Source organism: Agrobacterium tumefaciens str. B6, from assembly GCF_001541315.1.
In the GTDB taxonomy this organism is placed as follows: domain Bacteria; phylum Pseudomonadota; class Alphaproteobacteria; order Rhizobiales; family Rhizobiaceae; genus Agrobacterium; species Agrobacterium radiobacter.
Genome location: NZ_LMVK01000003.1, coordinates 91,450 through 105,413, shown reverse-complemented (window position 1 = coordinate 105,413; position 13,964 = coordinate 91,450). Strand labels below are relative to the sequence as shown.

The 13,964-nt window shown below is 59.2% G+C and carries 16 protein-coding genes; 3 read left to right on the top strand and 13 right to left on the bottom strand.

Annotated features, from left to right (window positions below; genetic code table 11):
* Window positions 1-56: 56 nt before the first annotated feature.
* From ybgC to ruvC, 8 genes are all read right to left on the bottom strand, one after another.
* Complete coding sequence (gene ybgC / locus ASB65_RS04650; RefSeq protein WP_003506236.1) at window positions 57-497, bottom strand: tol-pal system-associated acyl-CoA thioesterase; 441 nt, start codon at window positions 495-497, stop codon at window positions 57-59.
* Window positions 494-1,030 carry an NUDIX hydrolase gene (locus tag ASB65_RS04645; protein ID WP_060723154.1) on the bottom strand — a complete coding sequence of 179 codons (537 nt, stop codon included), beginning with the start codon at window positions 1,028-1,030 and terminating at the stop codon, window positions 494-496. The genes ybgC and ASB65_RS04645 overlap by 4 nt, the downstream gene beginning before the upstream one ends.
* A complete protein-coding gene (locus ASB65_RS04640) occupies window positions 1,027-1,569 on the bottom strand; it encodes an NUDIX hydrolase (RefSeq protein WP_060723153.1) in 543 nt (180 codons plus the stop codon). The genes ASB65_RS04645 and ASB65_RS04640 overlap by 4 nt, the downstream gene beginning before the upstream one ends.
* The gene (locus ASB65_RS04635) at window positions 1,566-2,147 is read right to left on the bottom strand and encodes a DinB family protein (RefSeq protein WP_060723152.1); all 582 of its coding nucleotides are present in this window, start codon (window positions 2,145-2,147) and stop codon (window positions 1,566-1,568) included. The genes ASB65_RS04640 and ASB65_RS04635 overlap by 4 nt, the downstream gene beginning before the upstream one ends.
* Window positions 2,148-2,183: 36 nt before the next feature.
* The gene (locus ASB65_RS04630; protein WP_077998660.1) at window positions 2,184-2,402 is read right to left on the bottom strand and encodes a DUF2945 domain-containing protein; all 219 of its coding nucleotides are present in this window, start codon (window positions 2,400-2,402) and stop codon (window positions 2,184-2,186) included.
* A gap of 51 nt (window positions 2,403-2,453) precedes the next feature.
* Window positions 2,454-3,494, bottom strand: a complete 1,041-nt coding sequence (gene ruvB / locus ASB65_RS04625; protein ID WP_060723151.1) for a Holliday junction branch migration DNA helicase RuvB — start codon at window positions 3,492-3,494, stop codon at window positions 2,454-2,456.
* A 126-nt stretch (window positions 3,495-3,620) separates the two neighbouring features.
* Entirely contained in the window at window positions 3,621-4,238 is a 618-nt protein-coding gene (ruvA, locus tag ASB65_RS04620) for a Holliday junction branch migration protein RuvA (RefSeq protein WP_003506224.1), read from the bottom strand.
* Between the two features lie 32 nt (window positions 4,239-4,270).
* On the bottom strand, window positions 4,271-4,783 hold the full coding sequence (ruvC, locus tag ASB65_RS04615; RefSeq protein WP_020809619.1) for a crossover junction endodeoxyribonuclease RuvC: 513 nt from the start codon (window positions 4,781-4,783) through the stop codon (window positions 4,271-4,273).
* A gap of 251 nt (window positions 4,784-5,034) precedes the next feature.
* On the opposite strand from ruvC, the gene ASB65_RS04610 reads away from it, so the two are divergent.
* Together ASB65_RS04610 and ASB65_RS04605 are read left to right on the top strand one after the other, a co-directional pair.
* Window positions 5,035-7,344 (top strand): methyl-accepting chemotaxis protein, encoded by a 2,310-nt coding sequence (locus tag ASB65_RS04610; protein WP_060723150.1) that lies wholly within the window; start codon window positions 5,035-5,037, stop codon window positions 7,342-7,344.
* 144 nt (window positions 7,345-7,488) lie between these two features.
* The gene (locus ASB65_RS04605) at window positions 7,489-8,490 is read left to right on the top strand and encodes an LLM class flavin-dependent oxidoreductase (RefSeq protein ID WP_031233679.1); all 1,002 of its coding nucleotides are present in this window, start codon (window positions 7,489-7,491) and stop codon (window positions 8,488-8,490) included.
* A gap of 52 nt (window positions 8,491-8,542) precedes the next feature.
* On the opposite strand, the gene ASB65_RS04600 is transcribed toward ASB65_RS04605, so the two are convergent.
* Window positions 8,543-9,289 carry a YebC/PmpR family DNA-binding transcriptional regulator gene (locus ASB65_RS04600; protein WP_003497595.1) on the bottom strand — a complete coding sequence of 249 codons (747 nt, stop codon included), beginning with the start codon at window positions 9,287-9,289 and terminating at the stop codon, window positions 8,543-8,545.
* Window positions 9,290-9,485: 196 nt separating this feature from the next.
* Between ASB65_RS04600 and ASB65_RS04595 the strand changes: the two genes are divergently transcribed.
* Window positions 9,486-9,989, top strand: a complete 504-nt coding sequence (locus ASB65_RS04595) for a pyridoxamine 5'-phosphate oxidase family protein (protein WP_003506216.1) — start codon at window positions 9,486-9,488, stop codon at window positions 9,987-9,989.
* Window positions 9,990-10,027: 38 nt separating this feature from the next.
* Here the strand turns inward: ASB65_RS04595 and ASB65_RS04590 are convergent, their stop codons facing one another.
* The 4 genes from ASB65_RS04590 to ASB65_RS04575 form a co-directional block, all read right to left on the bottom strand.
* Window positions 10,028-10,870, bottom strand: a complete 843-nt coding sequence (locus ASB65_RS04590) for an MBL fold metallo-hydrolase (protein ID WP_060723149.1) — start codon at window positions 10,868-10,870, stop codon at window positions 10,028-10,030.
* A 114-nt stretch (window positions 10,871-10,984) separates the two neighbouring features.
* Window positions 10,985-11,809: a TIGR00282 family metallophosphoesterase gene (locus ASB65_RS04585; RefSeq protein ID WP_003506212.1), complete on the bottom strand. Its 825-nt coding sequence runs from the start codon at window positions 11,807-11,809 to the stop codon at window positions 10,985-10,987.
* 72 nt (window positions 11,810-11,881) lie between these two features.
* Window positions 11,882-12,499, bottom strand: coding sequence for a 5-formyltetrahydrofolate cyclo-ligase (locus tag ASB65_RS04580; protein ID WP_060723148.1), 618 nt, complete (start codon window positions 12,497-12,499; stop codon window positions 11,882-11,884).
* Window positions 12,499-13,761, bottom strand: coding sequence for a hemolysin family protein (locus tag ASB65_RS04575; protein WP_003506208.1), 1,263 nt, complete (start codon window positions 13,759-13,761; stop codon window positions 12,499-12,501). Before ASB65_RS04575 ends, ASB65_RS04580 begins: the two co-directional genes overlap by 1 nt.
* Window positions 13,762-13,964 lie beyond the last annotated feature (203 nt).

The following is a 13,964-nucleotide window of genomic DNA, read 5'->3' as shown; positions in this document are numbered from 1 at the left end:
TAAAGGAGTGTTACAGCCGGGCCACGCCGGATGGATTTACTGGACGGAGCCGTCAATTACTTCAGGAATTTTTCAGCAACCGCCTCCGGAAGACGCCTCGGGCGGCCATTGGCGTTGATGACGGCGATGATGACCTTGGCGGCGACCAGCAGGGTTTCGCCCCGCCGGATTTCCTGATTGAGCACCATTTTCGCGCCGCCGGCCTTTTCGGTGATGGTCGTGATCGTCAAGACGTCATCCATCCGCGCCGGGCTTTTGAAATCGATCTCCATGCGATGCACGACGAAGACCAGCCCCTCCTCATCGGCGGTCAAAAGCGCGCTTTGTTCGCAGCCGAGGCAACGCAGGTAATCGGTGCGGCCGCGCTCGAGAAAATGCAGATAACGGGCGTGGTAAACGAGGCCGGAGAAATCCGTATCCTCATAATAGACCCGTTGCGTCAGGCGGTGGCCATGTTCGATCAGTTCACCCGAAAGCGAAACCACAAGCTCGCTCATACTATCTCCTTGAGAATTTCGGCAGCATCGGAACGACCTTCACGCACGATAAGATGCTCATGGCGCGGTGGCAGCGCCTCGATCCGCTCTGCGATGAAACGGGGTCTTAGATCGTGCTTCAGCAAAGCGGAAGATTGCGCAGGCAGCCAGCGGAACTTCACCTCGACGCCATCCAGCACCCGGTGCACGATATCGCTTTCATGGAACGGCAAAGGCTGGCGAAGTGAGATAAGATAATAAAATCCCAGCTCATGCGCGGCATAATCGTCATAGGCGAAAAAATTCTCCGCCGACCAAAGAAGGCGTTCGACGGCACAATCCCGGTCAAGCTCCTCGCCGATCTCGCGGATGATGGTTTGTTCGGAACTCTCGCCGATTTCCGCGCGTCCGCCGGGCAAAGCCCAATAACTGTCCTTCGGACCTCGCTGGACGAGAAGATGATCGTTCTGAAAAATAAGCGCCGCGACCCGCATGCTGAAAAGCTGCGGCTTGCGGTCCAGCCGGATCATGTGGCGTTCAGGCGCAGAAGTCATTTATCGTCCAGATCGCCGTCATGCCAGACAAGGTGTCTGGTGGTCTGCGGCAGGTGCTCTATTTCATCGGCGATGAAATAGGGCGGAATATCGAGTTCCGTCAATGCCTGCCGGGTTGCCGCGACCCAGCGGAACTCAAGCTCGTTATCGCCATCCTGAACACGGTGAATAATATCTCCTGGATGGAAGGCCAGCGTTTCCGGCAAATCCATCAGATAATAAAAGCCGAGTTCGTGCCAGTCCTTGCCCTCATAGTGGAAGAAATTCTCCACCGCCCAGAGAAGCCGCCCCACCTTGGCCTCGACGCCAAGCTCTTCCACCATTTCACGTTTCAGCGTTTCTTCGGAGCGCTCGCCCATTTCGGCGCGTCCGCCCGGAAAGGTCCAGAATTTTTCATGCGACGCGCGGTGCACCAGCACGTGGCCATCACGAAACGCCAGCCCCGCGATCCGCATCTGGAAGATACGTTTCGGCTTGAACTTCATGCGGATGCGGGTGTCCTGCTTTTGGGTATCGTGCGTCCGGCTATCTTTTGTCATTGTCTGGACCTGCGGGCTGGAAACATCAAATCGGTTTCCCCCCATCCTAGCGCATCCATCTCGTCTTTTCTCGCCTTTGCGTCATCTCCCACAATGAATTCATCCAGTTGCGGCGGCTTTACCCTGGTGCCTGATAACATCGCATGCGCCTGTCCACGATGATGCGTCTGGTGCTGGAAGAGATGGGACAGAACATCGTCGCAGCGATCCTGCTGGATACGCGCGCCGCGATGGACATTGACGGTTGCGGCGAGACCGTCTTCATCGAGCCCGTCGACAAATGCAATCAGCGCCTCATCAAGTTCCGTCTGGGCGCTTCGCACCGCCGGCATGGTGGCGAAGGGCTCCTCTTCGGCAAAGGCGGCCAGACCGAGCGTCCCGCCCTGGAGGGCATCGATATAGAAGCGGTCGACGGTGTAGATGTGATTGAGCGTCGCCCGTAGCGTGGGGAAGAAACTGACGCGGCGGGCAAGAAACGCCTCTTGCGAAAGCTGAAGACAGGCCTGATGCAGCCGAAAATTGGCCAGCCGGTTGTTGCGCGCGAGTTTGCGGAAGACCCGCAGCGGATCATAAGGCATCGGCATCCCTCCCTTGACGCCAGAGGACGGCGTCGTTCAATCGACGTGTTCCAGCTCCGATCTGCTTTTCAGAACCTTCGCACCGTCTTCCTGTTCGATCAGATAGGCAGGCTCCTGCCTGCTCGCTTTCCGTTTTATTCTGGAGCCGGCAATGGTGCGTTCGACATCGTCAGTGAAAGTCTCGACGATTTTACCTTCACCGGTGCCACTGCCCCAGTTCCACCGGACCTTGGTACCCTTTCGATATCCAGACATGACCATCTCCGTGCCAAAGACGATCAAAGCCGGCAAGCCGGGATTGTTCCCTCAATCATCCTCAAGCGTCAGACGGAACTGCGCCGCCTCGAGATCCTTGGGCGGCTGCATGCCCAGATGTTTCCAGGCTGTGCCCGTCAAAATGCGCCCGCGCGGTGTGCGCTGGATGAAACCCTGCTGGATCATATAGGGCTCGATGATATCCTCGATCGCATCGCGCGGCTCCGAGAGGCCGGCGGCGATGGTTTCGATGCCAACCGGGCCGCCGCCGAAATTGACGGCGATCATGGTGAGATAACGCATGTCGAGCTGGTCGAGACCCATTTTGTCGACCAGCAGCCGCGTCAAAGCCTCGTCGGCGATCTCGCGGGTAACGGCTTCCGCCCGCGCCACCTCGGCGAAATCACGCACGCGGCGCAACAGCCGCCCGGCGATGCGCGGCGTGCCACGCGCCCGCCTTGCCACCTCGCGCGCGCCCTCATCGGTCATATTCAGCCCCATCAGCCGTGCTCCGCGCCGGACGATCAGTTCCAGCTCGTCAACGGTGTAGAAAGCCAGCCGGACGGGAATGCCGAAACGATCACGCAGCGGCGTTGTCAAGAGGCCGAGGCGGGTGGTGGCGGCAACGAGGGTGAATTTGGAAAGATCGATCTTCACCGAGCGCGCCGCCGGCCCCTCGCCGATGATGAGATCGAGCTGGAAATCCTCCATGGCAGGATAAAGGATTTCTTCCACCGCCGGATTGAGGCGGTGGATTTCATCGATGAAGAGCACATCGCGTTCTTCCAGATTGGTGAGAAGTGCGGCGAGATCACCCGCCTTGGCGATGACAGGCCCCGAGGTGGATTTGAAATTGACGCCAAGTTCCTTGGCCATGATCTGCGCCAGCGTGGTCTTGCCGAGGCCGGGCGGGCCGACGAACAGCACATGATCCAGCGCCTCGCCGCGGTTCTTGGCGGCCTCGATGAACACCTTGAGATTGGCACGGGCCTCCGCCTGGCCGGTAAAATCATCCAGCGACTGCGGGCGCAGCGTGGTGTCGATATCCTCGCCACGCTTTTCCGGGGTAATCAGTCTCTCCGCATCGCTCATTCAGGGCATTCCATTGTTCTAACCGAATTCATCAGGTGGTCGCCGCCCCTATATCACGACTATCGCATCAACGCGCTTCACGAAATTCAGGATAACCGGGGCTCCACGTCCGCATGCCAGGCGTCCTTACCGCGAAAGCTCCTTCAGCCCGAGGCGGATAAGCTTGGCGCTGTCACCGCCCTCCCCGCCATTCTTCAGCGCGGCAGCAACCGCATTGGCGGCCTGGTCGCGCGAATAGCCGAGATTGGTGAGCGCGGAAACGGCATCCGCCACCGGCGCGGACGCAACGCCTTCACCAAGCTCCTGCTTGAGCCCGATCGAGGCGGAAGCCTCTCCCGCAAAGGCAGGCGCCTTGTTGCGAAGTTCGGTCACAAGACGCACCGCCACCTTCGGCCCAACGCCGGGCGCACGCGAAATCATCACCTTGTCCTGAAGCGCGATGGCATTGGCGAGTTCGGAGGGCGAAAGCGTGGAAAGGACGGCCAAGGCCACTTTCGAACCCACGCCCTGCACGCTCTGCAGCAGGTTGAACCATTCCCGCTCCAGTGCCGAAAGAAAACCGAAGAGCTTCAGCTGGTCTTCACGCACATAGGTTTCGATGAACAGCACCACCGCCTCCCCGACGGAGCCGATTTTCGACAGCGTGCGCGCCGAACAATAGGCGACGTAACAGACGCCGTGCACATCCACCAGCACATAGTCCGCGCCGATTTCCTCGATGCTGCCCTTCAGTTTTCCGATCATGATGCCGCCCGCTGCAATGAGACTTTAAATATTCAACCGGCCGCCAAAAGCCGCGCCATCCTGTCGCCGCCGCGATTATGCGCGTGGCAGATTGCGATGGCGAGAGCGTCCGCCGCATCGTTACCCTTGAATTCGGCCTTCGGCATCAGGATTTTCAGCATCATGTGAATTTGCTGCTTTTCGCCGTGCCCGACGCCGATGACGGCTTTTTTCACCGCATTCGGCGCATATTCAAACACCGGCAGTCCTGCCCGCGCCGGAACCAGCATGGCGATGCCGCGCGCCTGACCAAGTTTCAATGTTGCAACCGCATCCTTGTTCACGAAAGTCTGCTCCACCGCCGCCTCGTCGGGCTGGTAGCTGTGCACGACGTCAGCCAGCCCGTCATGCAGCTGGCACAGCCGGGAGGCGAGATCCATATCGCCATCCGAGGTCACGGTACCGGAGGCGACAAACCGCAGGCTGTTGCCAAGGGTGTCGATGACACCCCATCCGGTGCGCCGCAATCCGGGGTCAATGCCGATGATTCGAATCGTCTTTTGCATGAGGCACCTTATCTTTCCGGCTGCGACCCTGCCAGCGATAAGTGAACAAAACGACAACATTGATCAAATTTGCAGTGCAGCATTTACCTCTGCTTAAACCGCGTACCGCATTGTTCTCCACAAAATCAAAAAAGGGGAGCTGCGGACATGATGATCCGCAGCACAATATGTTCGCCATATCAGCCGTCCAATGGCGCCATCCATCCATGCATGGCGCGGGAACTGATCCGGCATTGAGGGCTGCATCGGCCATGCTGAACCGTTTTCATTCCATATCCACCAAAGTGCTCGCGATTTTCCTGGCGCTGATGGCGATCTCGACCGGGGCTCTGACACTTCTCGGCTATCAAAGCAGCAGCGGCGTTCTTGAGGAGCAGGCGTCGAGATCCATGGAGAGCATTCTGGTTTTCCGCGGCGACATGCTTCAGGAACGCCTTGAGCAGCTGAAAACGCAGGCGGATTCCATTGCCAAGATCGAATCCCTGCAGATGGCTGTTGTCTCCATGCGCAGCGGCTGGGCCACCGTGCAGAAAAACGCAGGCGACGCGAAGGCGGAACTGCAGCGCGTCTTCGTCAAGGAAAACCCCTTCGGCGAAAAGGAAAAGCTGATCAAGCCGGAAAGCCCCAGCGGCTTTTATTACTCCACCCATGAGAAGACCCAGACGGATATCGGCGCTTATATCAAGGGAACGCCGTTCAGCGATGTTCTCTTCATCGACCCCGCCGGTACGGTCTATTATTCCTATCTGAAGGGACCGGCCTTCGGGGAAACCGTCAAGGGCGGCGCCTGGGCGGAAAGCGGCCTTGGTACGGCCTTCGTGCGCGGCGCGGCGAACGCCGAAAAGGCGGTCAACGACGTGGCGCAGACCAGTTTCTCCGGCCTGCGCATCGATGCGGCCACGAAAGAGGCCGGTATTTATTTCGGCGTTCCGGTTGTCAAATTCGGCGCGTTCAAGGGCATCGTCCTCTTCCAGGTCAAGGAAGGCGTTTTCAGCCAGATCCTGACGAAAGGCATCGCGGCGGGCAGTTCGGAACAATCCGCGATCATATCAGCCGATGGCAAGGCTATCGGTGTTGAGGGCGAAAGGCTGGTCAGCCTTGATCCGGCCATCTACGATTTCCACGGAAAGGCCCTGAACGCGGCGGGCATGACCATCGCCAAGATCGACCGCGCGGATGGCGAAGCCAATGCCTATGCCCGTCCCTTCTCCTTCGCCGACGAAAAATATCTCGCGGTGGAAAGCATGCTGCGCAGCGAGTTGAACGCCGGCTCCATCTCGATTGCCGGCACGCTTGCCGTGATCGGCCTTTGCGTTCTGGCCGCCATGTGTGCAGCGACGGCCTTTTTCGCGCGGCGTCTCTTCGCCCCGCTGGAAAAGCTTGCCGGACTGACCGGCGAAGTGGCCGCAGGCCGTCTCGATGCGGAGATCGGCAATCAGGACCGAAAGGACGAGATCGGCCGCATGGCGCGTGCGCTCGGCAGTTTCCGTGAAAAACTTATCCTGCAGCGGGACATGGAAGAGACCGCATCACGCACACGGGAAGAAGCCGAAACAGCCCGGCGCGCGCATCTTGCGGAACGGGAGGCCGAGGCAGGCACCCTGCAAATGGTCGTGCAATCTCTGGATGAGGGGCTCGACCGGCTGGCGAATGGCAACCTCGCCTATCGTATCGAGACCGCTTTCCCCGACGATCTCGAAAGCCTGCGCCATAACTTCAACACGGCGCTTGCCCGGCTTAGCGAAACCATGCAGGCCATCGGCGGCAATTCCGCCGCCATTCGTGACGGTTCCGAGGAAATGCGGGTGGGAGCCGACCAGCTCGCCGAACGTACCGAACGGCAGGCAGCCTCCATCACCGAAACCGCAAGCGCCATCAAGGCGATCACCGAAGCTGTCCGCGACCAGATCGAACGCGCCGAACAGGCAACGCGGATCGCCCGCGACGCCAGCACGGAGGCAACGGCATCCAGCCGCGTCATGGAGCAGACAATCGCCGCCATGGAGGCGATCCAGACCTCATCACGCCAGATCAACCAGATCATCGGCGTCATCGACGAAATCGCCTTCCAGACCAACCTTCTGGCGCTGAATGCCGGCGTGGAGGCGGCGCGCGCAGGCGACGCAGGCAAGGGTTTTGCGGTCGTGGCCCAGGAAGTGCGCGAACTGGCGCAGCGCTCGGCCGCCGCCGCAAAGGAAATCACCAGCCTGCTAAAGCGCTCCACCGACGAGGTTTCCTCGGGCGTGGTGCTGGTGGAAAAGGCAGGTGCTTCGCTGACCGGTATCGGCAAACACGTGCAGACCATCAGCACGCGTATCGAAGAGATCATGGAGTCTACCCGCGAGGAGGCGCACACGCTTTCGGAAATCAACAGTACCGTCTCCAGCCTCGACACCATGACCCAGCAGAACGCCGCCATGGTGGAAGAGACGACGGCCGCCATTCACAATCTCGCTTCCGAAGCGGGTGAAATGGACGGCAGGCTCGGACAGTTCGTATTGGCTCCGGAGAACGAGGCCGCGGGGCATCGCGAGAACAGGCAATTCAGGCGGGTGGGCTGAGATAGGCCAGCCGGCGAAATACCGGGGCCTCTTCGGAGGCCCCAATTTTTTTGAACCATCCTTCAATTCTGCGCGACTTCACTGGTAAATCGGGACACGCGCCTTACATCCGCAGCAAAGATTTAAATTTCGCAGGAGCGTCGGATGATACCTTTTTCCATTCTCGACCTTTCGCCGATCGGCGAAGGCGAGAGCGTCAGTGAGGCGCTCGAAAATTCCCGCCGAATGGCGATCAAGGCCGAAGAACACGGCTATAACCGCATCTGGCTGGCGGAACACCACGGCATGCCCGGCATTGCCAGCGCGGCAACGTCGCTCGTCATCGCCCATGTGGGCGCGGCCACGAAACATATTCGCGTCGGTTCGGGCGGCATCATGTTGCCCAACCATTCCCCGCTCGTTATCGCCGAGCAGTTCGGCACGCTTGCAGCGCTCCTTCCCGGCCGCGTTGATCTCGGTCTAGGCCGCGCTCCGGGAACTGATATGCGCACAGCGCGAGCCCTGCGCCGCAATCTCGATGCCGGCGCGGAAAACTTCCCGCACGATATCGTCGAACTCCAGCGTTATCTTGGTCCGCCGCAGCCGGATCAAGCAATCCTTGCCGTACCGGGCATGAATTCCAACGTGCCGCTCTGGCTGCTCGGCTCCAGCACCTACAGCGCGCATCTCGCCGCAGCGCTTGGCCTGCCCTATTCCTTCGCTTCGCATTTCGCGCCCGATATGCTGATGGAAGCGATCCATATTTATCGCGAGCGGTTCCAGCCTTCTGAAGTGCTGGACAAGCCCTATGTGATGGTGGGTGTAATGGGTGTCGGCGCAGATACGGACGAGGAGGCGCAGCATCTCTTCACCTCGTCGCAGCAGCAATTTGTCAACCTGCGCCGCAATGTGCGCACGCAGTTTCCGAAGCCGGTGCACAGCATGGACGATTACTGGAACGAGATGGAGCGTTTCTCTGTCGAACACACGCTGCGTTTCGCCGCCGTCGGTTCGCCTGAGACGATCGAACGCCATCTCGATGGCTTCCTGGCGGAAACGCAGGCGGATGAGCTGATTGTTTCGATGCCGATCCATGACATCGAAAAGCGGCTGCGGTCGGTCGAGATTTTTGCCGATGTGCGAACCTCCATAAAGAAGGCCGCGTAAACAAAAGGCCCCGGAGCGGATCGCTGCCGGGGCTTTTTTGAAACATGAAACGTCAGGCGGAAAGCTTGGCGAGAATTTCTTCGGAAACCTCGAAGTTGGAATAGACGCTCTGCACGTCGTCATCGTCTTCGAGATTGTCGATGAGCTTCATCAGCGACTGCGCCTTTTCTTCATCCACCGGCACCGTATTCTGTGGCTTCCAGATGGCCTTGACGCTTTCGGCTTCGCCGAGCACGCCTTCCAGCGCCTTGGAAACCTCGTTCATCGCTTCGAAACCGCAGATGATGGTGTGGCCGTCTTCGGAAGATTCGACATCGTCAGCGCCCGCTTCGATGGCCGCTTCCATGACCTTGTCGGCGTCGCCCACTTCCGCCTTGTAGGTGATTTCGCCTACGCGGTCGAAGGAGAAGGAGACCGAGCCGGTTTCGCCGAGTGCGCCACCAGCCTTGGTGAAGATGGAGCGTACGTTTGAGGCGGTGCGGTTGCGGTTGTCGGTCAGGGCCTCGACGACGACGGCGACGCCACCCGGGCCGTAACCCTCGTAACGGACCTCATCGTAGTTTTCGCTGTCTGCACCGGAAGCTTTCTTGATGGCGCGCTCAATATTGTCCTTCGGCATGGACTGGGCCTTGGCGTTCTGGATCGCCAGACGCAGGCGCGCGTTCATGTTCGGGTCGGGCATGCCCGCCTTTGCCGCAACGGTGATTTCGCGCGCAAGCTTGGAAAACATTTTGGACCGTACGGAGTCCTGCTTGCCCTTGCGGTGCATGATGTTCTTGAACTGTGAATGACCAGCCATGGAAAACCTGATTGTCTTAATTTGGAGATTGCGGGCCTTATAAGTGCGATACGCCCGCCGTTCAACCCCGCAAGCGCTTTCTCTTGCCGCAACAACAGAAGGAACTGATTTATCCGCTCTTCGTTCTGATCATGAACGCGACGGAAGGGCACATGATTTCTCTCCATCGCAGCATCAGACCGGAAGGAGAAAACAAATGGTCAGCCTGACTGAAGCAAGAGAAGCCCCGGCCCGTCAGCTCTGGGACGAGATCAACTCCGTCCACGCCGGCATGCTCGGTCTTGAAGGCCTGCATAATCACATGCAGCCCATGGCGCCTCACGCTGATCCCAAGACCAACACGATCTGGTTCTTCTCCAAAAAAGACACCGATCTGGTGAAGTCGCTGAAATCCGGTTCCCGGGCGCATTTCTGCGTCGTGGGGAAGGACCATGACTACCATGCCTGCCTTTCAGGCATTCTTGAAGTGCGCGACGACAAAACCAAGATCGAGGAATATTGGAATTCCGTCACGGCCGCCTGGTATGAACATGGCAAGAGCGATCCACAGCTGACAATGCTGGCGTTGCATGTCGACGATGCCGATATCTGGGCTTCGACGGACAGCACGCTTAAATTCGGCTGGGAAATCGCCAAGGCGAACATGTCGGATGACAAGACGCCAGATGTCGGCGTTCGCCAGCATCTCAACTTTGCCTGATCAACATCTCCTACGGCCTTTCCTCGCCCACCGCCATGCTACATGCCTTTCGGCACGAGTATCTGCGGCTGGCGGGGAAGATTTCTCATCGAAACCCGGATCACCGGGTCGGTCGCATAGGCAATGCGAAAACTTTCGCCAAACATCGTCAGAAACTGCTCCAGCGGCGGGCCGGTACGGTGCATTGGCAGGATCAGCGCCGAGCGCAGGCGCTTGACCACCCGGCTCATGCTGTCAGCGCCCATGGTCAAGCCGCCATCCACCGGCACCATCAGCACATCCAGACGGCCGATCTCGGCATAATGCGTATCCGTCAACTCATGATGTAGATGGCCGAGATGACCGATGCACAGGCCCGCAACTTCGAAGATGAAGATGGAATTGCCATTTTCTTGAAAGGATTCGTAGTCGCCCCAGCGGTTGCGGATATCGGTTGCGACATTGCGAATATAGACATCGCCTACCAGAACCTTGTGTTCGGCCTTTTCTCCCGGCGTATCGCTCCAGCCATGCAGCACATATTGAATGGCAGGGTCCGGACTAAGGGTGAAGTGGGTCGAATGCGCCCGGTTCATTGTTACTACCGTCGGCATGACCGGCGGGCGATAGACGCCGTTATAGTCCGTGGCGATCGTTACCCCGCCTGGGCTTTCGATCAGATAGGTGGAATGGCCGATGAAGCTGATCTTCACCTCTTCCTTCGCCGCCGCCTGAGCCAGCTGAACACCCGGCGGACTGAAGCTCGCAAACATGACGCCGGGAATTTTGCTGGCGATCGCCTGGCATTGACTGACGGGCGGGCGGCTTTCCGTCTGGGAGAAGGCCGCTCCCGATGAGGCGATCAGCCCCGATATTGCAAGCATTAGCACGCGCAGCATCATGCCACTCCCTGAACTTGCGAAGGTTGGGAGGATGGGGCAGGTTTTGCGGAGCGTCCAGTTACAAGAGTGCAGGAAGGCCCACACTCTCGTCATTGTGAACGCTTCAGGGAGAGATTACGCCCAGAAGGAGGGCAGGGTTTCCGAGAGCCGGGGACCGATGCGCAGCGGCGCGATCTTTTCTGCAAGCCCGGTGCGGTCGGAGATTTCGACGCCGACGCCGCAGATCGTCGCAGGTCCGCTGGCAGCCTCGAAACGGCCCTTCGGCATTTTGGAAATGAAGCGGTTGATCGGCTCTTCCTTTTCCATTCCGAGCGAACTGTCATAATCGCCGCACATGCCGGCATCCGACATATAGGCCGTGCCGCCATTAAGGATCTGCGCATCCGCCGTCGGGACATGGGTGTGGGTGCCGACAACGAAGCTCGCGCGGCCATCCACAAAATGGCCGAAACACTGTTTTTCACTCGTCGCTTCCGCATGGAAATCGAAGATGATGGCGTCGGCCTGTTCCTTCAGCGGGCAGGCGGCAAGAATGTTTTCCGCAGACTTGAAGGGATCGTCCAGTTCCGGATGCATGAAGACCCGCCCCATGATGTTGGCGACCAATATGCGTGCGCCGTTGCGGGCATAAAAAAGGCCCGAACCCTTGCCCGGCGTACCGTCAGGATAATTGGCGGGCCGCAGGAACTGGTCGTGGCGCTCGCAGAAGGAAACCGCTTCCTTCTGGTCCCAGACATGGTTGCCGGTCGTGACAACATCGGCGCCGGCATTGATGGTCTCGAGATAGATATCTTCGGTGATGCCGAAGCCGCCGGCGGCGTTTTCACCGTTGACGATCACAAAATCGAGCTTCAGATCGGAAATCAGCCCCGGCAATCGTTCCCAGACAGCCGTTCGTCCGGTCTTGCCAACCATATCTCCGAGAAAAAGAAGCCTCATTCACCCGCCCCGATCTTGCGCATGTTTCTATATTTCGTCCCCTCTAGCGGGTAATCCATCTTTTAAAAAGTGCTAAAGCGCCTTTTGCCCACTATCGGAGATCGACAACGGAGCGGAAAACCAGCGCAGGCCACTTTCCGTCAGAATGGCGTGAAGCGACACATCATGCGGCTCCGCCGGTACGAATGGCACTTCCTGACAATCAAAGGCGACGCCGATGAGAACTGGCTGTTTGCCCCTCGCATGTAACCGCGCAATGGCGCGGTCGTAATGGCCCGCGCCATAACCGACCCGCTGCCCTCGCCCATCGAAGACCGAGAGAGGCACGAGCAGAATATCCGGATCGACAACCTCCGCATCCTCGCCCGGGCCAGTCGTGCCGAAGCCGGTTTTCACCAGCGGCGTATCCGCCTCGAAGCGACGGAAGACGATGGTTTCACGATCCAGCACAACGGGAAGAACGAGACGCCCGCCCCTTGTCCGCAATGCTTCCATCAGCGGCCGTGTATCGGCCTCGGAGCGGATAGGCATGAAGCCGGAAATCACGGTGCCACGCGCAAAGGCAATGTCGGAGGCGCCATGGGCCGTTATAGACTGGCTCTTCTGCTGCCGCTCCGTCGGCGTCAGCGCATCGCGCGCGACGAGCCTTTCGCCGCGCAGTCTCGCTTTTTCGGCAACGTCGCCGGACATCAGGCAGCCCGGCTCACGAGAACCTTGTCGATGCGGTGGCCGTCGAGGTCGATGACTTCAAAACGCCAGCCGTTGCGGGTCACATGTTCGCCCAGTTCCGGCAGGCGACGGAACTCGTCCAGAACCAGACCGGCAACGGTTTCGAACTCGGCATCCTCGTCGATCTTGAAGCCCATGCGATAAGCGAACTCATCGGCGGGCATCCAGCCGGCGACGAGGAACGAACCGTCCTCGCGCTCGACTATGGCCGGCTCCTCGTCATTATCTTCCTGGAAGGCGCCGGTGATGGCCTCCAGAACGTCGCCAGAGCTGACGATACCTTCGAAATGGCCATATTCGTCGTAGACCAGTACCATGTGTACGGTGGAGCGACGCAGCGACTGGATGACGTCCACAGCGCTCGTCAGATCCGACACGACAGGAACTTCGCGCAGAAGCTCGCGAATGTTGAGCTCCTTGCCGGAGGCCAGCGCATCGAAGGCATCCTTGGCGAAAAGCACGCCGAGAATTTCATCCGAAGCGCCGTTGCGTACCGGAAGGCGCGAACGCTGCGTCTGGCGAAGCTGCTCTCGGATTTCCTCGGCGCTGTCTTCGATATCGACCACTTCGACATCACGACGCGGCGTCATCAGGCCACGCGCATTGCGGTCGGCAAGGCGCATGACGCTGGTGATCATCGCCGATTCCTCGGTCTCGATCACGCCAGCGCTATGGGCTTCGGCCAGAACCGTGCGGATTTCATCATCGGTGACCGATGCGTTGGACTCGCCGCTGTGGCCGAGAAGGGCAAGAACCGTCTTGCCCGACTTGTCGAGCAGCCATACCAGCGGCGCGCCGACCTTGGACAGCAGCATCATGGTGGGTGCGACGCGGGCGGCGACCTTTTCGGGATCGCGCAGCGCAATCTGCTTGGGCACAAGTTCGCCGACGATCAGCGACAGATAGGTAATGGCGACGACCACCGAGCCGACGCCAAGCGCATCGGCGGCACGGTCGGGAACACCCTGTTCCAGAAGCCACGCCGTGAAGCGGGCACCGAGCGTGGCACCGGAAAAAGCGCCGGAAAGGACGCCGACCAGCGTGATGCCGATCTGCACTGTGGAAAGAAAGCGTCCGGGATTTTCGGAAAGGCCGAGCGCCATGGTGGCGCCCTTGCTGCCTTGCGCGGCAAGCACCTTGAGCCTCGCCGGTCTGGAGGAGACAACGGCAAGCTCGGACATGGCAAGCACACCGTTCAATACGGTGAGCAGGACCACGATCATAATTTCAGTAAACAAGTTTAGCTCTTTGGGCTGTTGAACGGCACGTCGCGGTTTTGGCCGCAGCGCCCTTTTTTAAAGGGCATGACAGACATACCAATCCGAATAATAGGGAATTGTTCCGCCATTGCAATGACGGCAATATAAAAAAGCCGCGTCCGGCAGTTATGAAAAATCACTGTCGAATATATCAAGGATATGGTGAA